This is a genomic window from Nonomuraea antri, assembly GCF_013283785.1.
Taxonomy (GTDB): domain Bacteria; phylum Actinomycetota; class Actinomycetes; order Streptosporangiales; family Streptosporangiaceae; genus Nonomuraea; species Nonomuraea antri.
In genome coordinates this window covers 1-19598 of record NZ_JABCPZ010000210.1, presented here as the reverse complement: position 1 = coordinate 19598, position 19598 = coordinate 1, and the positions used below count along the sequence as shown (strand labels likewise).

Annotated in this window: 20 protein-coding genes; 7 read left to right on the top strand and 13 right to left on the bottom strand. The window is 72.3% G+C overall.

Annotation, left to right across the window (positions count from 1 at the left end; all coding sequences use genetic code 11):
* Together HII36_RS43175 and HII36_RS43170 are read right to left on the bottom strand one after the other, a co-directional pair.
* A partial coding sequence (locus tag HII36_RS43175; RefSeq protein ID WP_173529149.1) for an ATP-dependent DNA helicase RecG occupies positions 1-1828 on the bottom strand: 1828 nt, incomplete at its 3' end.
* A gap of 67 nt (positions 1829-1895) precedes the next feature.
* Positions 1896-3440 (bottom strand): DAK2 domain-containing protein, encoded by a 1545-nt coding sequence (locus HII36_RS43170; protein WP_173529148.1) that lies wholly within the window; start codon positions 3438-3440, stop codon positions 1896-1898.
* Between the two features lie 211 nt (positions 3441-3651).
* On the opposite strand from HII36_RS43170, the gene rpmB reads away from it, so the two are divergent.
* The gene (gene rpmB, locus HII36_RS43165; protein WP_043618345.1) at positions 3652-3837 is read left to right on the top strand and encodes a 50S ribosomal protein L28; all 186 of its coding nucleotides are present in this window, start codon (positions 3652-3654) and stop codon (positions 3835-3837) included.
* A 148-nt stretch (positions 3838-3985) separates the two neighbouring features.
* On the opposite strand, the gene thiD is transcribed toward rpmB, so the two are convergent.
* The 3 genes from thiD to HII36_RS43150 all read right to left on the bottom strand — a co-directional run bounded on the left by thiD (position 3986) and on the right by HII36_RS43150 (position 7916).
* The gene (thiD, locus tag HII36_RS43160) at positions 3986-4780 is read right to left on the bottom strand and encodes a bifunctional hydroxymethylpyrimidine kinase/phosphomethylpyrimidine kinase (protein ID WP_173529147.1); all 795 of its coding nucleotides are present in this window, start codon (positions 4778-4780) and stop codon (positions 3986-3988) included.
* Between the two features lie 17 nt (positions 4781-4797).
* Positions 4798-6669 (bottom strand): hypothetical protein, encoded by a 1872-nt coding sequence (locus tag HII36_RS43155; protein WP_173529146.1) that lies wholly within the window; start codon positions 6667-6669, stop codon positions 4798-4800.
* 263 nt (positions 6670-6932) lie between these two features.
* Complete coding sequence (locus tag HII36_RS43150; protein ID WP_328808150.1) at positions 6933-7916, bottom strand: thiamine-phosphate kinase; 984 nt, start codon at positions 7914-7916, stop codon at positions 6933-6935.
* Positions 7917-7963: 47 nt separating this feature from the next.
* Between HII36_RS43150 and HII36_RS43145 the strand changes: the two genes are divergently transcribed.
* Both HII36_RS43145 and HII36_RS43140 read left to right on the top strand, forming a co-directional pair.
* Positions 7964-8197 (top strand): Lrp/AsnC family transcriptional regulator, encoded by a 234-nt coding sequence (locus tag HII36_RS43145; RefSeq protein WP_173529144.1) that lies wholly within the window; start codon positions 7964-7966, stop codon positions 8195-8197.
* 25 nt (positions 8198-8222) lie between these two features.
* Positions 8223-8657: a DUF3515 domain-containing protein gene (locus HII36_RS43140; protein WP_173529143.1), complete on the top strand. Its 435-nt coding sequence runs from the start codon at positions 8223-8225 to the stop codon at positions 8655-8657.
* On the opposite strand, the gene HII36_RS43135 is transcribed toward HII36_RS43140, so the two are convergent.
* The 3 genes from HII36_RS43135 to HII36_RS43125 all read right to left on the bottom strand — a co-directional run bounded on the left by HII36_RS43135 (position 8640) and on the right by HII36_RS43125 (position 11470).
* Positions 8640-9734, bottom strand: coding sequence for a D-alanine--D-alanine ligase family protein (locus HII36_RS43135; RefSeq protein ID WP_173529142.1), 1095 nt, complete (start codon positions 9732-9734; stop codon positions 8640-8642). The two genes, HII36_RS43140 and HII36_RS43135, sit on opposite strands and share 18 nt — an antisense overlap.
* A 64-nt stretch (positions 9735-9798) precedes the next feature.
* Complete coding sequence (locus tag HII36_RS43130) at positions 9799-10809, bottom strand: NAD(P)H-dependent glycerol-3-phosphate dehydrogenase (RefSeq protein WP_173529141.1); 1011 nt, start codon at positions 10807-10809, stop codon at positions 9799-9801.
* 4 nt (positions 10810-10813) lie between these two features.
* The gene (locus HII36_RS43125; RefSeq protein ID WP_328808149.1) at positions 10814-11470 is read right to left on the bottom strand and encodes a lysophospholipid acyltransferase family protein; all 657 of its coding nucleotides are present in this window, start codon (positions 11468-11470) and stop codon (positions 10814-10816) included.
* A 345-nt stretch (positions 11471-11815) separates the two neighbouring features.
* Between HII36_RS43125 and cofC the strand changes: the two genes are divergently transcribed.
* The gene (gene cofC, locus HII36_RS43120) at positions 11816-12463 is read left to right on the top strand and encodes a 2-phospho-L-lactate guanylyltransferase (protein ID WP_173529139.1); all 648 of its coding nucleotides are present in this window, start codon (positions 11816-11818) and stop codon (positions 12461-12463) included.
* A gap of 42 nt (positions 12464-12505) precedes the next feature.
* On the opposite strand, the gene HII36_RS43115 is transcribed toward cofC, so the two are convergent.
* A complete protein-coding gene (locus tag HII36_RS43115) occupies positions 12506-13708 on the bottom strand; it encodes an MFS transporter (RefSeq protein ID WP_173529138.1) in 1203 nt (400 codons plus the stop codon).
* A gap of 56 nt (positions 13709-13764) precedes the next feature.
* Between HII36_RS43115 and HII36_RS43110 the strand changes: the two genes are divergently transcribed.
* Positions 13765-13968 carry a hypothetical protein gene (locus HII36_RS43110; protein ID WP_173529137.1) on the top strand — a complete coding sequence of 68 codons (204 nt, stop codon included), beginning with the start codon at positions 13765-13767 and terminating at the stop codon, positions 13966-13968.
* Positions 13969-14024: 56 nt separating this feature from the next.
* Here HII36_RS43110 and HII36_RS43105 read toward each other — a convergent pair whose 3' ends face one another.
* From HII36_RS43105 to leuC, 4 genes are all read right to left on the bottom strand, one after another.
* The gene (locus HII36_RS43105; RefSeq protein ID WP_173529136.1) at positions 14025-14321 is read right to left on the bottom strand and encodes an HU family DNA-binding protein; all 297 of its coding nucleotides are present in this window, start codon (positions 14319-14321) and stop codon (positions 14025-14027) included.
* 99 nt (positions 14322-14420) lie between these two features.
* Positions 14421-14720 carry an SCO5555 family protein gene (locus HII36_RS43100; protein ID WP_173529135.1) on the bottom strand — a complete coding sequence of 100 codons (300 nt, stop codon included), beginning with the start codon at positions 14718-14720 and terminating at the stop codon, positions 14421-14423.
* A complete protein-coding gene (leuD, locus tag HII36_RS43095; RefSeq protein ID WP_173529134.1) occupies positions 14699-15286 on the bottom strand; it encodes a 3-isopropylmalate dehydratase small subunit in 588 nt (195 codons plus the stop codon). The genes HII36_RS43100 and leuD overlap by 22 nt, the downstream gene beginning before the upstream one ends.
* A 14-nt stretch (positions 15287-15300) precedes the next feature.
* Positions 15301-16686, bottom strand: a complete 1386-nt coding sequence (gene leuC, locus HII36_RS43090; protein WP_173529133.1) for a 3-isopropylmalate dehydratase large subunit — start codon at positions 16684-16686, stop codon at positions 15301-15303.
* A 106-nt stretch (positions 16687-16792) separates the two neighbouring features.
* On the opposite strand from leuC, the gene HII36_RS43085 reads away from it, so the two are divergent.
* Together HII36_RS43085 and HII36_RS43080 are read left to right on the top strand one after the other, a co-directional pair.
* Positions 16793-17509 (top strand): IclR family transcriptional regulator, encoded by a 717-nt coding sequence (locus HII36_RS43085; RefSeq protein WP_173529132.1) that lies wholly within the window; start codon positions 16793-16795, stop codon positions 17507-17509.
* A 58-nt stretch (positions 17510-17567) separates the two neighbouring features.
* Positions 17568-19280: a hypothetical protein gene (locus HII36_RS43080; RefSeq protein WP_173529131.1), complete on the top strand. Its 1713-nt coding sequence runs from the start codon at positions 17568-17570 to the stop codon at positions 19278-19280.
* The last annotated feature ends 318 nt before the right edge of the window (positions 19281-19598 follow it).

Genomic DNA, 19598 nt, shown 5'->3' with positions numbered 1-19598 from the left:
GGCCCACCCGGCCGCGCAGCTGGTGCAGCTGGGAGACGCCGAAGCGGTCGGCGTCCATGATGATCATGACGGACGAGTTGGGCACGTCGACGCCCACCTCGATCACCGTCGTCGCGACGAGCACGTCGATCTCGCCCCCGGTGAACGCGCGCATGATCGCGTCTTTCTCCTCGGGCGGCAGCTTGCCGTGCAGGACCTCGACCCGCAGGTCGTGGAACGGGCCGTCGGTGAGCAGCTCGGCCACGTCGAGCACGGCCAGCGGCGGTCGCTTCTCCTCGCCCCCCGCCGAGGCCAGATCGCCTTCGTCGCCCTCCAGGTCGCCGATGCGCGGGCAGACGATGTAGGCCTGGCGGCCCAGCCCCACCTCCTCGCGCACGCGCTGCCAGGTGCGCTCCAGGAAGTGCGGCTTCTCCGCGGCCGGCACCACGTGCGTGGTGATCGGCGCCCGGCCGGACGGGAGCTGCGAGAGCGTGGAGACCTCCAGGTCGCCGAAGACCGTCATCGCCACCGTGCGCGGGATCGGCGTGGCGGTCATGACCAGGACGTGCGGACGCCCGCCGCCGGCCTTCTCGCGCAGCGCGTCGCGCTGCTCGACGCCGAAGCGGTGCTGCTCGTCGACCACCACCAGGCCCAGGTCGGCGAACTGCACGTGCTCCTGCAGCAGCGCGTGGGTGCCCACCACGATGCCCGCCGTGCCCGACGCCGCGTCGAGCAGCGCGGCCCGCCTGGCCGCCGCGCCCATCGAGCCGGTCAGCAGGGTCACCGCGGTGCCCCCGAACATGCCGCCCTGCGCCAGGTCGCCCAGCATGTTCGTGATCGAGCGGTGGTGCTGCTGCGCCAGCACCTCGGTGGGCGCCAGCAGCGCGGCCTGGCCGCCCGCGTCGACCACCTGGAGCATCGCGCGCAGCGCCACCACCGTCTTGCCCGCGCCGACCTCGCCCTGCAGCAGGCGGTGCATGGGGTGCTCGAGCGCCAGGTCGGCGGCGATCTCCTCGCCCACCCGCGCCTGCCCCTCGGTCAGCGAGAACGGCAACCGCTCGTCGAAGGCGGTGAGCAGCCCGTCGGCCCGCGCCGGACGCGGCTTGGCCGGCCAGGCGGTGGCCGCCTGCCTGCGCTGCAGCAGCACGGACTGCAGCACGAACGCCTCGTCGAACTTCAGCCGCTTACGCGCCCGCTGCACGTCGCCGAAGTCCTTCGGCCGGTGGATGGACACCAGCGCCTCGCCCAGCTCCTGCAGCCCGTGACGGGCCCGCAGCGCGGCCGGCAGCGGGTCGTCGAGCGGCCCGAGCGTGTCGAGCACCACCCCGACCGCCCGCCTGATCGCCCACGGCGTGACGTCCTTGCCCGCCGGGTAGATCGGCACCGGCGCGCCGGCGAACTCCTCGACGCTCGACTCGCTCTCCTCGAACAGCTCGAACTCCGGGTGCGCGAGCTGCCAGCGCGGGGTCGTACGCGAGCCGAACAGGCCCACCTTCCCGGCGAACATGCCGCGCCTGCCCGGCTTGAGCCGCGACTCGGCCACGTGGGAGCCCTTGCCGAAGAACGACAGGTAGATCTTGCTGCCGTTGCCGTCGACGACCTCGACCTCCAGCCAGGTGCCGCCCCTGTTGCGCATCGGTTTGCGCATCAGCCTGGTCACCTCGCCGACCACGGTGACGTGCTCGTCGACCTCCAGCGAGTCGAGCGAGGTCAGCTCGCCGCGCTCGGCGTAGCGGCGCGGATAGTGGCGCAGCAGGTCGCCGACCGTCTCCAGGCCGAGCACACCGTGCAGCAACTTCGCGGTCTTCGGGTCGAGCGCCTTCGTCAGCGGCTCGTCGAAACGGCTCACGGCAATAAGTTCTACCGCCTGGGGCCGACAGGAATCCCCTACCGGGCCGCCGATGTCACGCCGGGGGTCACTCCACGCCGATCAGGAGCGGGTAGCCGCCCTGGCCGCCTTCGTAGACCACCAGGTCCACCTCCGGCCTGGTGCGCCGCAGGTGGGCGGCCACGTGATCGGCCAGGTCCGGCGGCGCGTCGACGCCCGTGACCAGGGTCACCAGCTCGCCGCCGCCCGCCGCCATCAGGTCCACGACCAGGGTGGCCACGTGTTCCAGGGTCCGGCCGATCACCGCCACGTCGCCGTCGATCAGGCCCAGCACGTCTCCCGGATGGCACAGCCCGGCGCTGGTGACCGCCTCGCGGTCGGCGACGGCGAGCTGCCCGTGTCGGGTGTGCCCGGCCGCGTCGGTCATCGCGACCACGTCGTCGTCGAAGCGCCGCAGCGGGTCGTGCACGGCCAGCGCCGACAGCCCCTGCACGGTGGCCTTGGTGGGCAGGACGCTGACCGCGACCCCGTCCTCCCTGGCCACCTCGGCCGCGGCCATGGCCACCGCGCGCACGCCCTCGTCGTTCGGCAGCACCGCCACCTCGCCGCCCGCCTGCCTGATCGCGGCCAGCATCGCGGGCAGCGTGGGACGGGTGCCGGGCGCGCGCCGCACCACCACCGCGCCGCACTCCTCGAACAGCGCGGCGATCCCGTCGCCCGCGGCCACCGCCACCACGCCGCGGCCCGCGCCGCCCCGGTGGGTGCGCTCGGCCAGGTACGTCACCCTGATCCGGTGCGGCCGCCCGGCCTTCATCCCCGCCTCGATGGCCGGGCCCGCCTCCGCCACGTGGACGTGCACGTTCCACAGCCCGTCGCCGCCGACCACCACCAGCGAGTCGCCCATCGCGTCGAGCTCGGCACGCAGCCCGGCCACCGCCGCGTCTTCGGCGTCCAGCAGGTACATCACCTCGTAGCCCGCGCCGACCTCCGTCATCGGGGACACGCGGGCGGTGGGCGCGGGCACGTCGTAGTGCGCGGTGTGCGAGCCGGTGAGCACCGCGGCGAGCGTCTCCAGCACGATCGCGCCGCCGGCCCCGCCCGCGTCGACCACGCCGCTGCGCGCCAGCACGTCGAGCTGCTCCGGCGTGCGGCGCAGCGCCGCCCGCGCCTCCTCTGCGGCCCTGCGCGCCACCTCGGGCAGATCGCCCTCCACGTCCTGCACGGCCCGCGCGGCCGACTCCAGCACGCTCAGCACGGTCCCCTCGACCGGCCTGGCCACGGCCTCCCTGGCCAGCGTGGCCGCCCTGAGCAGCCCGGCACGCAGGTCCTGGCCCTCCTTCAGCACCTCGGCCAGCCCGCGCAGCGCCTGGCTGACGATCACCCCCGAGTTGCCCCGCGCGCCGACCAGCGCGCCGTACGAGAGCGTCTGCCAGACCACGGCCACGTCCACGTCGTCGGGCAGCGACTCCACCGCCTCGGCCGCGGACAGCATGGTCAGGTGCAGGTTGGTGCCGGTGTCGCCGTCGGCCACGGGGAACACGTTCAGCGCGTCGATCTCCGCGCTGGCCCGGCCGAGCGCGTCGGCGGCCAGGCGGGCCCAGCGGCGCACCGCGGGCGGGTCGAGGATCTTCATTCGCGCGTTCCGACCTCCCCGCATGCGCTAATGTCAGGGCAGGAGAATATCGCCGCGCCGAGCGCCGTCCAGTGACCGGCGCCTCGCCCGAGTTCGCACCCAGCGGTGTGGATCAGATATTCTCGTCTGGCTGGCCGGTTGTCCCGGCATGCCCTCCGCCCGGAAAGCATCAGCGGACAGGGCTACATCGACTGGTTTAAGGAGCGATACCGTGGCTTCCGTCTGCGATGTCTGCCGCAAGGGCCCGACCTTCGGCAACAATGTGTCCCACTCGCACCGCCGTACCCGCCGTCGTTGGAACCCCAACATCCAGACGGTTCGCGCGGTCGTCGGCGGCACGCCGAAGAAGCTGAACGTGTGCACCTCGTGCATCAAGGCGGGCAAGGTCACCCGCTAGTTCTTCACTTCCGCGAAAGCCCGTCGCCCGTTGTGGCGCGACGGGCTTTCGTCATGCCCGGAACCGTCGTCAGCCGGCCCGAGTCCCCTGCCGCCGCCCCCGGCCAGGCGGCCGTTCCGGGGAAGCGGGCGGGGTTCGGGCCGGAGCGTCAGCGCCAGTGCCAGGCGTGGTCCACGGGGCCGATGCCGCCGCCGAGCGGGAAGCCCCGGGCGATCGCGCCCGTCACGTACTCCTTGGCCCTGCCCACCGCCGCCGGCACGTCGTCGCCGAGCGCCAGGTGTGAGGCGATGGCGGAGGCCAGGGTGCAGCCGGTGCCGTGGGTGTGGCGGTTGTCATGGCGTTCGGCGGTGAAGCGGTACTCGTCCGTGCCGTCCGTCAGCAGGTCCACCGGGGCGCCGGGCAGGTGGCCGCCCTTGATGAGCGCCCACGACGGTCCCAGCGCCAGCACGGCGTCCGCGGCGCGGCGCAGGTCGTCCTCGTCCTCGACCTTGACGGACGTGAGCTGCTCGACCTCCCACAGGTTCGGCGTGACCACGGTGGCGACCGGCAGCAGACGGGTCTTCAGCGTGTCCACCGCCTCGGGGGCGAGCAGCGAGTCTCCGTGCTTCGACACCCCGACCGGGTCGACCACCACCGGGGCCGGGTAGGCGGCGAGCACGTCGGCGACGGTCTCCACCAGCTCGGGCGAGGCCAGCATGCCGGTCTTGATCGCCTGCGCGCCGATGTCGCCCAGCACCGAGTCGAGCTGCGCGCGGACGGCCTCGCGCGGCAGCTCCCAGTAACCCTGGACGCCGAGCGAGTTCTGCGCCGTCACCGCGGCGATCACGCTCATGCCGTGCACGCCCAGGGCCAGCATGGTCTTCAGGTCGGCCTGGATGCCCGCGCCGCCGCCCGAGTCGGAGCCGGCGACGGTCAGCACGCGTGGAGGGGTCAAAACGGTCATATCCCCATCCAACCACCTCAGCTGACGGCGCACTCCCCGCCGACCAGCCCGCAGTTCTCCGGATCGGCCGGCTCCCCGGTGGCCGTGTACGTGATCTCGACCGACTCACCCGACGCCAGCTTCTCCGGCAGGTCGATGATCAGCAGGTCGCCGTCCTGCGTCCACTCCGCGCCGTTCACGTTCAGCACCTCGCCCTCGACGGGCAGGGACAGCGTGGGCGCGGCCAGCGTCTCACCCGAGTCGTTCAGCACGTTCACCCTGGCCGTGTAGCGGGTGACGCCCTGCCTGACCACCTGCTGCTGGAGGTTGACCGAACCGCCGCTCGGCGCGGACTGCGTGGTCGCCGTGGCCGTCGGCGCGGCGGTGGTGGCCGGAGCCGTGGGGACGCCGCCCGCGTTCGTGTCGGGGTCGAGCGCCGTCTCCTCCTCGGTCGGGGACTCCGACACCGACTCCTCGGGGGTCGGCTCCGGCTCCTCGGTGGGCTGGGCGGGCGTCTTGGTCTTGCTCTTGGTCGGCGTCGGGCTGGGCGTCGTCGGACGCCGCGGCGTCCTGACGGCCTGGGTGGTCTTGGGCGTGGGGGTGTCGGACGGCTCGGCCTCCTCGTCGGCGGCCGTCTCGATCGGCTCCTCCTCGGGCTCCTCCTCGACGGGGTCGGAAGGGGGCGCGCTGGACACCGGCGCCGACTGCACGGCGGTGCAGTTGCTGGTCGCGCAGGTCTCGGGCTCGCCGGACGAGCTGATGAACTTCACCCCGGCCACCGTGCCGCCGAGCACCACCACCACGGCCGCGACGGACAGCAGCGCCACCCGGCCACGGCCGGCGGGCGGCGCGTCGAAGACGTCCCCGTCGGACGGCGGCTTCCTGCGCCCGCGTCCTCTGCCGCGGCGGCGCGAGCCGGGCTCGTCCAGGTCCTCGTCGGGCGTCCAGCCGGAACGCAGGAATCCGGTCTCCGCCTCGGCCCAGGTCGGGCTGGTCGGCTCGCCGGCCACCTTGATGTCGCCCGGCTCTGGCGGGCCGGCGTAGAAGGACTTGGGGCCGGTGCCGGGGGCGTCGAAGGGCGCCTGGTCGTCGTCGCGCGGGCCGTGCTGCGCGCCCATCGGGCCGGTCCCCATCGGCCCGCCCATGGGATCGCCCATGGGGCGGCCCATGGGATCGAACGCCGCGGTCTGGTCGAATCCCCCGGGGTTGAACGCGGCCGTCTGGTCGGGGCCGCCCGGCATGCGGTAGGCGGCCGTTGGACCGGTCCCGGCCGGGTCGAAGGCGGAGGCGCGCGGCTCGGGCTGGTTGCGCGGGTCGAGCGCGTCCCAGTCGGGCGGGCGGGCGAAGGCGCCGGTCGTCTCGAAGGGCCCCGCCTGCTGCGCGGCGAACGGCCCCGAGTCGCGGGGCGGCTGCGCGGCGAACGGGTCGGAGTGAGGGTTCGAGTGGGGGTTCGAGCGGCCGCCGGGCGCGGCGAACGGGTCCGATTGAGGACCGGACGCGGCGAAGGGGTCCGAGTGGGGACCCGGTGTGGCGAAGGGGTCCGAGTGGGGACCCGGTGTGGCGAAGGGGTCCGAGTGGGGACCCGGTGTGGCGAAGGGGTCCGAGTGGGGACCCGGTGTGGCGAAGGGGTCCGAGTGGGGGCCGGGCGCGGCGAAGGCGCCCGTCGTCTCGAACGGCTCGGGCTGCCCGCCCGTGGCGGGGAAGGGGCCGGAGTGACCGGAAGGGCCGGCGGGCGGCGGGGTGAAACCCCCTGAGGGGTTTCCGGGCGCGGCGAAGGCGCCGGTGGTCTCGAAAGGCTCGGCCTGCGGCCCGCGCGCGCCCCGGCGGTCGTCCCAGCCGGCGTCCCCGGCGAGACCGTGGGAACCGGGGGCGGCCTGGGGGTCGTCCCAGCCGTCGGTCCTGCGCGGCATGGGGGCCCACTGGCCCGTGACCTCGAGCTGGTCCGGCGGCGCCGGCCAGCCGGGCGCCTGCTCGTCAGGCCCCCAGAAAGAGCTGTGGTTCCCCCGATCGTCCCCGTCTTCGGATCCACCTGTGCCGTGGCGGCCCATGGCTGCCCTTTCTCCCGGTTACAGTGGCCGCCAATCTTCATAACACCTTTACTACGCCTTTGTCACAACAATCCCGGGAGTCTCGCCGCAAACCGGGCGAATATCCGAAAAATCGGGACGGGCGGTTACCGAAAGTGATCCCAGCCGCCGGGCCCCATCTCCCGCCCGACGACGATCACCCCTTCACCGTCCACGACCCGGCCCACCACCTGCCACGACGCGGGCAACACCACGTCAGGAGGGAAGGTCGCGGCCAGTGCGTGATCCTCACCCCCTGTGATCACCCAGTCGAGTGGATCGACGCCCAGTTCCTTGGCCGCCAGCGCCACCGGCTCCCCCACGGCGAACGCGCGCGGGTCGAGCTCGACGCGTACCCCGCTGGCCTTGGCCACGTGCCCGAGGTCCTGCAGCAGCCCGTCGCTGACGTCCAGCATCGCGCTCGCGCCCAGCGCGGCCGCCTCGGGCCCCATCGCGTACGGCGGGCTCGGCCGCCGATGCCCGGCCACCGCCTCGGCCAGCACGCCGTCGTCCGCGAGCGCCCCCGACTCCAGCAGCCCAGACTCCAGCAGCGCCCACCCGGCCGCCGAATAGCCCAGCCGACCGGCCACCGCCACCACGTCGCCCGCCCTGGCCCCCGACCGCTTCACCGGCGCGCGCCCGCCCAGGTCGCCCAGCGCCGTCACGCCGATCACGACCAGGTCGCACCGCGTGATGTCGCCGCCGGCCACGCTCGCGCCGACCACGGCGCACTCGTCGCGGAAGCCGTCGGTGAGCGCGTCCAGCCAGGACACGGGAAGGTCCGCGGGGACCCCGAGCCCGACCACGATGGACGTCGGCACCGCGCCCATGGCCGCCACATCGGCGAGGTTCTGCGCGGCGGCCTTGCGACCCACGTCGTATCCGCTGGACCAATCGCGTCTGAAATGCCTACCCTCGAGAAGCAGATCCGTGGACACCACGACGCGCCCATCGGGGGCACCGACCACCGCGGCGTCATCACCGGGGCCCAGCAACACCGTCTCGCCCTGCGGCAGGCGTGCGGCGATACGATTTACCATCCCGAATTCGCCGAGATCTCCGACTGTGATGACGCACCTCCTGACGCACACAGGGTACGGTGGCTCTTCGGCGTGATCCAATCGCCCGGGAGGACGTAATGGTGCAGGCCTACATCCTTATTCAGACCGAAGTCGGCAAGGCCGCGACCGTGGCACGCGAGATCTCCGGCATTCCCGGTGTCACGCAGGCGGAAGACGTGACGGGGCCGTACGACGTGATCGTGCGCGCCGAGGCGCACAACGTCGACGAGCTGGGCAAGCTGGTCGTCGCGCAGATTCAGGCGGTGGAGGGCATCACCCGCACTCTCACGTGCCCGATCGTCCATATCTGAGTCAGCCATTCGAGGTAGTCGTTTCATGCGTGCCGCTGCCGCCGTCCTGCTCGTTCTCCTGGCACTCGCCGGCTGCGGCGGTGACGTACAGGTCGATCCGCCCAAGCCCGAAGGCGAGGCGGCGGCGGCCTGCGGGCGGTTGTCCGGGTTGTTGCCCGCCACGCTCGACGGCGCGGAGCGCGGGTCGTCCACGCCCGCGTCGCCGTACGTGGCGGTGTGGGGCGGGGCGTCCATCGCGCTGCGCTGCGGCGTGCCGCGGCCGGCCAAGATGGAGCCCACCGACCAGCTCCAGGAGATCAACGGGGTCGGCTGGTTCGCCGACCCCGACCACCCGACGCTGTTCACGGCCGTGGCCGACCCCGCCTACGTGGAGGTGACCGTCGGCGGCGAGCACTCGGCTCCCGCGGTGCTCGCCGACCTGTCCGGCCCGATCGGGAAGATCTCAGCGCAGGCCGGGTGACCTGTGCAGCGCGAGCTGCACGAGCCGGTCGACCAGCTCCGGGTACGTCAGCCCGGACGCGGCCCACAGCTGCGGCGCGACCGACAGCGACGTGAACCCGGGCATCGTGTTGATCTCGTTGAGTATCAGCCCCCCGTCGGGGGTGTAGAAGAAGTCGACCCGCGACAGCCCCTCGCAGTCGAGCGCCTCGAACGCGCGCACCGCCATGGACCGCAGTTCCTCGGCCGTCTCCTCGGGCAGGTCGGCGGGCGCGGTCAGCGACATCTGGTCGGGGTAGTACTTGGCCTCGAAGTCGAAGAACTCCTGCCCGCCCTCGACCTTGACCTCGCCGGGCACGGACGCGGCCGGCGGCTCGTCGCCGAGCGACTCGAGCACCGCGCACTCGATCTCACGGCCGACGATGGCCGCCTCGATGAGCACCTTGGGGTCGTGCCGCCTGGCGAACTCGACGGCCGCTTCGAGCTCCGCCCGGTCGTGCGCCTTGGAGATGCCCTGCGACGAGCCGGCCCTGGCGGGCTTGACGAACACCGGGTAGCCGAGCTCCTCGGCCTCCTTGAGCACGCATTCGCGCTTGAGCCGCCAGTCGCGGTCGCGCACCACCACGTAGCGGCCGACCGGCAGCCCGGCGGCGGCCATGACGGTCTTCATGTACGCCTTGTCCATGCCGACCGCGCTGGCCAGCACGCCGGAGCCGACGTAGCGGACCCCGGCCATCTCCAGCAGGCCCTGGATCGTGCCGTCCTCGGCGAACGGCCCGTGCATCACCGGGAAGACGACGTCGACCGAGCCCAGCTCGACCGGGATGCTGCCCGGGTCGTAGGCGACCAGGGAGTTGTCACCGGACGGCAGCGCGAGCGCCGCGCCCGTGGTGTCGACCACCGGCAGCTCTCCGGCCTCGATCTGGAACCGCTGGTCGGAAGCGGCCAGCACCCACCTGCCGTCCTGGGCGATCCCGATGGGGATCACCTCGTACTTCTCCCTGTCGATCACATCCAGCACGCTGCCCGCGCCCATCAGGGACACGGCATGCTCGGAATTGCGACCTCCGAAAACGACGGCGACGCGTGGCTTGCTCATGAGGTCCGAATCTACCGGCGTGTCCCCACCACAGCGAGTCAAGCACGCCAGTGAGGTGGGATTCTCACAGTCCGTAGCGTTCCGGCTTGGGCGAGCGCGACATGAGCAGCATGCCGGCCTCCTGCGGCGACATGCCGTCGTGGACCACGCCCACGACCACCTCGGTGATGGGCATCTCCACGTCGTGCTTCCTGGCCAGCTCCAGCACCGACTCGCAGGACTTCACGCCTTCGGCGGTCTGCTTGGTGGCCGCGATGACCTCCTGCAGCGTCATGCCGCGGCCCAGGTTCTCGCCGAAGGTGCGGTTGCGCGACAGCGGCGAGGTGCAGGTGGCCACCAGGTCGCCCATGCCGGCCAGCCCGGCGAACGTGTGCGGGTCGGCGCCGAGCGCCGCGCCCAGGCGGGAGATCTCGGCCAGGCCGCGGGTGATGAGCATGGCGCTGACGTTGTCGCCCATGCCCATGCCCGCCGAGACCCCGACGGCCAGCGCGATCACGTTCTTGACCGCGCCGCCGAGCTCCACGCCCACCACGTCGGGATTGGTGTACGGGCGGAACCACGGCGGCAGGTGGCAGATGGCCTGCAGCCGGGCGGCGACCGATTCGTCGGTGCAGGCCACCACGGTCGCGGCGGGCTGCCGGTGGGCGATCTCCATGACCAGGTTCGGCCCGGAGACGACCGCGACCCGCTCCTCCGGCACCTCGGCGACCTCGCGGATCACCTCGCTCATGCGCTTGGTGGTGCCCAGCTCGATGCCCTTCATCAGGCTCACCAGCACCGCGTCGGCGGGCAGGTGCGCACGCCACCGGTCGAGGTTGCCGCGCAGCGTCTGCGAGGGGACGGCCAGCACCACGAACTCGGCGCCGTCGAGCGCCTCGGCCGGGTCGGTCGTGGCCCGCAGCGCGGCGGGCAGCTGGACGCCGGGCAGGTAGTCGGCGTTCACGTGGGTCCGGTTGATCGCGTCGACCTGCTCCTGCCTGCGGCCCCAGAGCGTGGTGCGGTTGCCCGCCTCGGCCAGCAACATCGCGAACGTGGTGCCCCACGAGCCAGAGCCGAAAACGGCCACCTTCGTCATGACTTCACCGTCCGGCGGGGTCGTAGGGAGCTTCCGGGGCCTTCTCGCCGCGCAGCTCGGCCAGCTGCTCGGTGATGGCCGCCATGATGTCGGCGGTCGCCTCGCGCAGCACGGCGGCGTGCGGCGGCTTGCCCGCGTACTTCGACAGGTCGACCGGCGGGCCGACGGTCACGTGGAACGTCTTGCGCGGGAACAGCCTGGGCTTCTTCTCGCCGTAGGGCAGCAGCTCCTGGGCGCCCCAGTGCGCGACGGGGATCACCTGGGCGCCGCTCTCCAGCGCCAGCCTGGCCGCGCCGGTCTTGCCGACCATGGGCCACAGGTCCGGGTCGCGGGTGCAGGTGCCCTCGGGGTAGAACAGGATCGCGCCGCCGTCCTTGAGCCGCTGCTCCGACACCCGCAGTGACTTGGCGGCCTCGCTGCTGCCCCGGTAGACCGGGATGGCCAGCAGGCCCCTGACCGCGCGGCCGAGCAGCGGCACCGAGAACAGGCCCGACTTGGCGAGGATGACCGGCCAGCGTCCGTTGTTGTAGAGGAAGTGCGACAGCAGCACCGGATCGGTCCACGACAGGTGGTTCGACGCGATGATCACGCCGCCGGTGCGCGGGATCCTGTCGCCGTTGCGCCAGTCTCGCTTGACCAGGAGCCGGGACAGCGGTTTCACGATGACTACTGCCAGGTATTCCCAGAAACGCGATGGTCGCGTGGGGCGGCTCATGGTCTCCTCCAACACGTACGGTGATTCGCCCAAGTCTCCCGGCCGGTCACCGGGGATGTCGAGGCGAGATGTCCGGCCTTCGGCCTCCTCCCCTCGCTGACGAGGGAATTCCCGCGGTCTCCCACGGGGTTACCTGCTTCGCCGCCGGTCCGCCAGGATGTCGGTGGCGGCGTCGGCATCACCTGCCCAAGGGTGCCACATGCCACGCACGCGGACGCCGCGGGTGTAGGCACGTGTCCGTCGTCCCGGCGACCGGTCGCAGACCGGGAGCTCCACGTTCGAGGAGACTTGATGAGCATCCGCTGGTCACTGGTGGTCCCGGTGAAGACGCTGGTCGCGGCGAAGACCCGGCTGGCGGCGGCCACCGGGCCGCACCGGACCCGGCTGGCCGTGGCCGTGGCCTGCGACACCGTGGCCGCCGCGCTGTCGTGCCCGCTGGTGTCGCGGGTCGTCGTGGTCACGGCCGACCCGGCCGCCGCCGGGCCGCTGGCCGCGCTGGGCGCCGACGTGGTGCCCGATCCCGACCGGGGGCTCAACACCGCGCTGCGTACCGGGGCGGCGCACGCCAGGCGGGTGGCGCCGGGCGACGCGGTCGGCGCGCTGCAGGCCGACCTGCCCGCGCTGCGCCCGGCGGAGCTGGCCACCGTGCTGGCCGCCGCGGCCGAGTGCGACCAGTCGTTCGTGCCCGACGCGCTGGACGTCGGCACCACCTTCTACGGAGTGCGGCCGGGGCTGCCGTTCACGCCGGGCTTCGGCGGGGAGTCGCGGGCCAGGCATCTGGCGGGCGGGGCCAAGGAGCTGTCGCCCGCGGGCGTCGACTCGGTCAGGCGCGACGTGGACACCCCCGACGACCTGCGCGCGGCCGTGGCGCTCGGGCTCGGCCCGCACACGGCGGCGGTCGTACGCGACCTGTGGCCGTCCGCTTCCACGGGGTCATGAGCGGGGTCATGAGCGGGGTTATGAGCGGGGTCATGAGCCGGATCATGAGCCGGCGCCCAGGTGCCGCAGCCTGGGCGCGGTGACCACGGCCAGGTGCGACAGCCCGAGCACGCCCACCCCGGCGGCGAATACCGCGTGGCCGCCCAGCCACTCCCCCAGCGCGCCGCCGAGCAGCGCGCCCACCGGCACCGCGCCCCACATCAGAAAGCGCATGCTGGCGTTGACCCGGCCCAGCAGGTGCTCGGGGGTGATGCGCTGGCGGTAGCTGAGCTGGCCGATGTTGAAGATCGTGCTGACCACCCCGAACAGCGACGCCGACACCGGGAAGATCAGCAGCCGCCAGCCCGGCCCGGTCGCCAGCGCGGGCAGGAAGAGCACGGTGGCCAGGACGGCCGAGCCGTACAGGGTGCGCCCGGTGCCGAAGCGGGCCGTGACGCGGGCCACCAGCGCCGCGCCGGCCAGCGAGCCCACGGCCGAGGCCGACAGCAGCAGCCCGTAGGCCGCCGCGCCCACGCCGAGCTGCTCGACCAGGTAGAGCGGGAGCCCGACGGTCAGCACGGTGCCCGCCGACATGGCGATCGCGCCGCCCGCCGCGATCCTGCGCAGCCCGGGGTCGCCTGCCACGAACCGCACGCCTTCCGCGACCTCGCCGCGCAGCCGCCGCCGTTCGCGCCGCCGCGGCCGCTCCTCGGCCCGTACGCCGGACAGCAGCAACGCCGACACCAGGTAGCTGACCCCGTCGGCGAGCAGCGCGAACGGCGCGGTGAGCACCGCCACCAGCCAGCCGCCCGCCCCAGGGCCGGCCAGCAGGCAGACGCTCTTGGTGACCTCCAGCGCGCCGTTGCCCCGTTCGAGCCGATCGGACGGGACCACGGCGGGCAGGAAGCTCAGGTGCGCGATGTCGAAGAACACCGTGCCCACCCCGACGACCAGGGCGACGACGTACAGCTGGGCCAGCGTGAGCACGCCGAGCCAGGCGGCGAGCGGCACGCTCAGCAGCGCCAGTCCGCGCACCGCGTCGGCCCAGACCAGGATCGGACGGCGGCGCACCCGGTCCACCCAGACCCCGGCGGGCAGCCCGATCAGCAGGAAGGCCAGCACCTGCGCGGCCGACAGCAGGCCGAGCTGCAACGCGCCCGCGTCGAGCGCGAGCAGGGCGGTCAGCGGCAGCGCCACCAGCGTGACCTGCGTGCCGAGCTGAGTGACGCCGTTCGCCCAGAGGAACCGCGCGAAGTCACCCCCCATGACTCGCGATGATCCGCCGTCTCGCGGGCGCGGGGCAAACGGTTTACGCTGGTCGGGTGCAGGCGACGGTACGCAGTTTCGACCCGGCCACCCGTTCTGGCACGGTGTTCCTCGACGACGGCAGCGTGCTGGAGTTCGGCACGCGGGCCTTCGACGCCGGCCCGCTGCGGCTGCTGCGCACCGGCCAGCGGGTGAATCTCGCGATGTCGGGCGCGGAGATCAGCTACATCACGCTGTCGACTTTCCCCGTTCCCGGATGACGTCCGCACACAAGTGACGCCCGAGCCGTCGCCCGGGCGCCAGTCGTCTGGCTGTACTACTTCTTGCCGATCCTCTTGCCGCCCTCGTTGACCAGGTCCTTGAATTCCGATCCAGGGCGGAACTTGGGCGCCCAGCTCTCCGCGACCTTGATTTCGGCGCCGGTTGACGGGTTTCTGGCCGTGCGGGCCGGCTTGTTCACCATCTCGAACGCGCCGAAGCCCGTGATCGAGACCTTGTCCCCGCCGGCCACGGCCTTCTGGATGGCGTCGATGACTGCGTTCACCGCTTCCGTGGCGGTCTTCCTGTCGCCGACCCGGTCCGCGATGGCCTCGACGAGTTCTTTCTTGTTCATGAAAGTCCTGCTCCCCCAGTTACGGCTCGGGGTTCCAGCTCACGAGTTCGACGTAGAAACCCCTTACGGGCTCGAAAGTAGGCGGGATCGCGGGGGAACTCAATCACCGAGCGTGTTTTCCGGAGCGCGTGGCGTGTCGGCACCCGTGTTCGGCGCGGTGTTCGGAGTGGCGTTCAGTGCGGTGTTCAGTGCGGTGTTCAGTGCGGTGTTCAGTGCGGCGAGGAACACCTCCAGTCTGGCCGCGGCTCTGGCCGGGTCTCTCTTGGCCAGATCACAAATGGTGAGGTAGCGGCGGCCCAGCCGCTCCTTGTCGGCGGCGGGGAGCATGCGGACGCGGCGGTGCGCCTCGCGCAACCGCCGCGCCAGTTCGTCGTCTTCTAGACGGTCGTCGGCAACCATGGCTGCCGACCATTCTCGTACGTGGTGATGTCGTCGGCGTGACGCAGGGTCAGCCCGATGTCGTCCAGGCCCTTTATGAGCCGCCAGCGGGTGTAGTCGTCGATCTCGAAGGAGACGACGTTGTCCGCCCAGCGGACCTGGCGTTCGCCCAGGTCGACGGTCACTTCCAGCTTCGGGTCCGCCTCGGCGGCCGACTGCAGCGCCTCGACGTCCGCCTTGGGCAGGACGACCGGCAGCAGGCCCATCTTGGTGGAGTTGTTGCGGAAGATGTCGCCGAACCTGGCGGCGATCACGACGCGGAAGCCGTACTGCTGCAGCGCCCAGACGGCGTGCTCGCGCGAGGAGCCGGTGCCGAAGTCGGGGCCGGAGACCAGGATCGTGCCGCCCTCGTGCGCCGGGTCGTTCAGCACGAACGTCGGGTCCTCGCGCCAGGCGGAGAACAGGCCCTTCTCGAAGCCGGTGCGGCTGACCTGCTTGAGCCAGACGGCCGGGATGATCTGGTCGGTGTCGACGTTGCTGCGGCGCAGCGGCACCGCCGTACCGGTGTGGGTGGTGAAAGCGTCCATGATGTGAGATCTCCCTACAGGTCGGCGGGCGCGGTGAGACGGCCGGTGACGGCGGTCGCGGCGGCGACCTGCGGCGACACCAGGTGGGTTCGGCCACCCTTGCCCTGGCGGCCCTCGAAGTTGCGGTTGGAGGTGGAGGCGCTGCGCTCGCCCGGCTTGAGCGTGTCGGGGTTCATGCCCAGGCACATCGAGCAGCCGGCCTCGCGCCACTCGGCGCCCGCGGCCTTGAACACCTCGTGCAGGCCCTCCTGCTCGGCCTGCAGTTTGACCAGCATCGACCCGGGGACGATCAGCGTGCGGGTCTTCACCTGGCGGCCCTTGAGGATCTCCGCGGCCGAGCGCAGGTCCTCGATGCGGCCGTTGGTGCACGAGCCGACGAACACCGTGTCGACCTCGATCTGGCGCAGCGGCGTGCCCGCGGTCAGGCCCATGTACTCCAGCGCCCGCTCGGCGGCCGAACGCTCGATCGGGTCGGCGAAGTCGGCCGGGTTCGGCACGTCCGCGCCCAGCGGCAGGCCCTGGCCGGGGTTCGTGCCCCAGGTGACGAACGGCGTCAGCGCCGCCGCGTCGATCTCGACGACCTTGTCGAACTCGGCGTCGTCGTCGGTGCGCAGCGTCTTCCAGTACTCGACGGCCTGGTCCCACGCCTCGCCGGTGGGGGCGTGCGGGCGGCCCTTGAGGTAGTCGAAGGTGGTCTCGTCCGGCGCGATCATGCCGGCGCGCGCCCCGGCCTCGATGGACATGTTGCAGACCGTCATGCGGCCTTCCATCGACAGCTTGCGGATGGCCTCGCCGCGGTACTCGACGATGTAGCCCTGGCCGCCGCCGGTGCCGATCTTGGCGATGATGGCCAGGATCAGGTCCTTCGCGGTGACGCCGACCGGCAGTTCGCCGGAGACCTCGATGGCCATCGTCTTGGGACGGTAGGCGGGCAGCGTCTGCGTGGCCAGCACGTGCTCGACCTCGGAGGTGCCGATGCCGAACGCGATGCCGCCGAACGCGCCGTGCGTGGAGGTGTGCGAGTCGCCGCACACGATGGTCATGCCGGGCTGGGTCAGGCCGAACTGCGGGCCGATGATGTGCACCACGCCCTGGCCGGCGTCGCCCATCGGGTGCAGGCGGATGCCGAACTCGGCGGCGTTCTTGCGCAGCGTCTCGACCTGGGTCTTGGAGACCGGGTCGGAGATCGGGCCGAGCACGGTCGGGACGTTGTGGTCCTCGGTGGCGATGGTGAGATCGGGCCGCCGCACCTCGCGGCCGGCGAGACGCAGCCCGTCGAACGCCTGGGGGCTGGTCACCTCGTGGATGAGGTGCAGGTCGATATAGAGCAGGTCGGGTTCACCCTCGGCACGTCGCACGACGTGCTGCTCCCAGACCTTCTCGGCCAGTGTGCGGCCCATGATCTCCTCCTCGGTGGTTGCGATGCTCCATCGCGTCGCGTCCCGCGCTCACTTGCGGCGGCACCCCGACTTGCTTTCTCATATGTCGAGACGGCAGTATCGGTGTATGGACAACTCTAGCGGAGTCGGAGTACTCGACAAGGCCGTTCTGGTACTCAATGCCCTCGAAGCGGGACCCGCTTCACTGGCGCAGCTCGTTCAGGCCACCGGCCTGGCCCGACCCACGGCCCACCGGCTGGCCGTCGCACTTGAGCATCACCGCATCGTGACGCGCGACACGCAGGGGCGATTCGTGCTCGGCCCGCGGCTTTCCGAGTTGTCCACCGCGGCCGGCGAGGACCGGCTCCTGGCGGTGGCCGCGCCCGTGCTGATGCAGTTGCGCGATCTGACCGGCGAGAGCGCGCAACTCTACCGCCGGCAGGGCGATGAGCGGGTGTGCGTGGCGGCGGCCGAGCGGGCCAGCGGCCTGCGTGACACGGTGCCCGTGGGCTCCGCGCTGCCGATGATCGCGGGCTCGGCCGCGCAGATCCTGCTGGCCTGGGAGGAGCCCGACCGGCTGCACCGCGGCCTGCGCGGCGCCAAGTTCACCGCCGCCACGCTGGCGTCGGTCAGGCGCAGGGGCTGGGCGCACAGCGTCGGCGAGCGCGAGCAGGGCGTGGCGAGCGTCTCGGCGCCGATCAGGGGCAGCGGGGGCAAGGTCATCGCCGCCGTCTCGGTCTCCGGTCCCATCGAACGGCTCACCAGGGCCCCTGGTCGGCTGCACGCCGTGCCGGTCATGGCGGCCGCGGAACGCATCACGGAGGCCATGCGCCGCACGTCATGATCCGCGAAAGCCGTTATTTCGGGGGCCGAGTGGCTCGTGGGCGCACTAGCCTGAGTGCGTGACAGATCGCATCGAGGTAGCCGCCACTGAGCTGCGACCCCTGCTCGAAGAGTTCATCATGTGGGCACGCGTCAACGCGCCAGGCAGCGATCCCGAGCTCGTGGGGCCCGCCGCGCTGTGGCACCGTCTCGCCTTCTCCCAGGATCTCGGCACGTGGAAGCGCGCCGACCTGCGTAACCTGCTGCTCGACCGCATGCCCAAGGTCGTGGAAGATCCCGACGCCGCCGCCGAGGGCATGCTGCCCGCGGTCGACGCGTACCTGACCTTCCTGTCGCAGACCGGCAGGCTCGCCAAGGGCTCCGACACCCTCGCCGATCTGCAGGCCGAGCTCGACGCGGTCGAGGACGAATTCCTCGAGCTGATGGACGAGCTGCTGGACGACACCGAGGCCGACGACGAGGAGGAAGAGGCCGGCGACCTGGGTGACTTCGAGCCGTTCGCCGACGAGCTGGCCGAACTCGACACGATCAGGCTGCGGCCGGACTCCGAGCTGGCCGCGGCCGCGCGTCAGGTGCCGCTGATCGCCAAGGCCCGCGACCTGGCCCTGTGGGTCGGGTCGGGGCGCCGGGTCGGCGAGGACACCCTGCTGTCCGACGCCGAGGTCGAGGAGGCGCTGCAGGCCATCGGGCTGCCCAGGCCCGAGACCGAGGGCCCGGTCTCCGAGTCCGTCCCGCAGTTGTGGAACATCTGGAACCTGGCCGTCGACCTGGAGTTCCTGGAGCCGGGCGAGGCCCACACGGTGGCCGTGCAGGACGACACCTCCGAGTGGCCGTTCGACGACGACGAGGACGTCCTCGACGCCTGGATGCTCGGCCTGCACTCGGTCGAGTACGGCGACCCCGAGTTCGACGACGAAGACCTGACCATGGCGCTCAGCGGGCTCACCCGGGCGCTGCTGGTCAGGCTGCTGCTCGCGGGCGGCGCGCGCGACCTGGCCGAGCTGCGCCGGGAGCTGGCCGAGGCGGCCACCGAGATCGACGAGCTGGCCACCGACGCCTGGGCCGCCGCCGGCGACCCGCTGGCCCCGGTGCTCGACTGGCTGACCGGCTACGGCATGATCGAGGCCGACGGTGAGAGCGTCCGGCTGACCCCGCTCGGCACCGAGGGCGTGGTGCACCTGGTCGACGACGCCGACATCGAGGTCGACGCCAGGCCCGACATCGAGTCGATGAGCGCCCACGAGCTGCTGGCGCTGAGCGCCGAGCTGCCCGAAGACGAGGCCGACGCCGAGTTCGCCGCCTGGATGCGTCTGCGCGAGCCGGAGAAGGCCGCTCAGGAGCTCCTGGAGGCCGCGGCGGAGGACGAGAGCGACGCGCTCATCCGGGTGCAGGCGGCCAGCGTCGTCGGCACGCTGGGCGAGGCCGCCGTCCCGGCGTGGGAGGAGGCGCTCAAGCAGTCGTCGCTGCGCCCGTACGCGGCCACCCACCTGAGCCAGCTCGGCGTCGAGGGCGCCCCCGAGCCGACGCAGGACGACACGCACTGGCTGATCCTCGACATGTGGACGATCTCGGCGGGCCTCGGCCGGTCGGAGTTCGTCAGCAGCCTGCGCGACATCGGGCCGGAGATGGTGAACAACCTGCTCGAGGTGATCTGGAAGATCCCGCACGCGCACGTGGAGGAACTGCTCGACCTGATCTCGCAGGTCCACCCGGACAAGCAGGTCGCCAAGGCGGCCCGCCGGGCCCTGTTCAAGGCCCGCTCCCACGCGTGACGCACCACACCGAACGGCCCGCCCCACTCCTCGGGGCGGGCCGTTCGCGTCCCCTGGGGTCCCTCTGGGACACCGGCCGTCTGGGGGTGCCCGCTGACGGGCGGCTGCCGTCTCGAAAGGCGGACCGCACCGAACGGCGGGCCGTTCGCGTCCCGCCACCGGCCCCTGGGGTCCCTCTGGGACACCGGCCGCTCGGGGGACGCCCACTGCGAGAGGTGGGGCCGTTCCGAAGGGCGGGCGCACCGGACAGCGGGCCGTGCTGGGAGGCGGGCTGCCGAGTGGCGGGCGGGCCAGGTGGTGGGTGGTCCGGGTGAGGGG

Bases quoted from the DNA above. Each gene is read 5' to 3' on its own strand.
- HII36_RS43085 (WP_173529132.1), top strand. From the start codon at position 16,793: ATGGACAACTCTAGCGGAGTCGGAGTACTCGACAAGGCCGTTCTGGTA.
- leuD (WP_173529134.1), bottom strand. From the start codon at position 15,286: ATGGACGCTTTCACCACCCACACCGGTACGGCGGTGCCGCTGCGCCGC.
- leuC (WP_173529133.1), bottom strand. From the start codon at position 16,686: ATGGGCCGCACACTGGCCGAGAAGGTCTGGGAGCAGCACGTCGTGCGA.
- HII36_RS43115 (WP_173529138.1), bottom strand. From the start codon at position 13,708: ATGGGGGGTGACTTCGCGCGGTTCCTCTGGGCGAACGGCGTCACTCAG.
- HII36_RS43170 (WP_173529148.1), bottom strand. From the start codon at position 3,440: ATGAAGATCCTCGACCCGCCCGCGGTGCGCCGCTGGGCCCGCCTGGCC.
- HII36_RS43155 (WP_173529146.1), bottom strand. From the start codon at position 6,669: ATGCCGCGCAGGACCGACGGCTGGGACGACCCCCAGGCCGCCCCCGGT.
- HII36_RS43100 (WP_173529135.1), bottom strand. From the start codon at position 14,720: ATGGTTGCCGACGACCGTCTAGAAGACGACGAACTGGCGCGGCGGTTG.
- HII36_RS43130 (WP_173529141.1), bottom strand. From the start codon at position 10,809: ATGACGAAGGTGGCCGTTTTCGGCTCTGGCTCGTGGGGCACCACGTTC.
- cofC (WP_173529139.1), top strand. From the start codon at position 11,816: ATGAGCATCCGCTGGTCACTGGTGGTCCCGGTGAAGACGCTGGTCGCG.
- HII36_RS43145 (WP_173529144.1), top strand. From the start codon at position 7,964: ATGGTGCAGGCCTACATCCTTATTCAGACCGAAGTCGGCAAGGCCGCG.
- HII36_RS43135 (WP_173529142.1), bottom strand. From the start codon at position 9,734: ATGAGCAAGCCACGCGTCGCCGTCGTTTTCGGAGGTCGCAATTCCGAG.
- HII36_RS43140 (WP_173529143.1), top strand. From the start codon at position 8,223: ATGCGTGCCGCTGCCGCCGTCCTGCTCGTTCTCCTGGCACTCGCCGGC.
- thiD (WP_173529147.1), bottom strand. From the start codon at position 4,780: ATGACCGTTTTGACCCCTCCACGCGTGCTGACCGTCGCCGGCTCCGAC.
- HII36_RS43105 (WP_173529136.1), bottom strand. From the start codon at position 14,321: ATGAACAAGAAAGAACTCGTCGAGGCCATCGCGGACCGGGTCGGCGAC.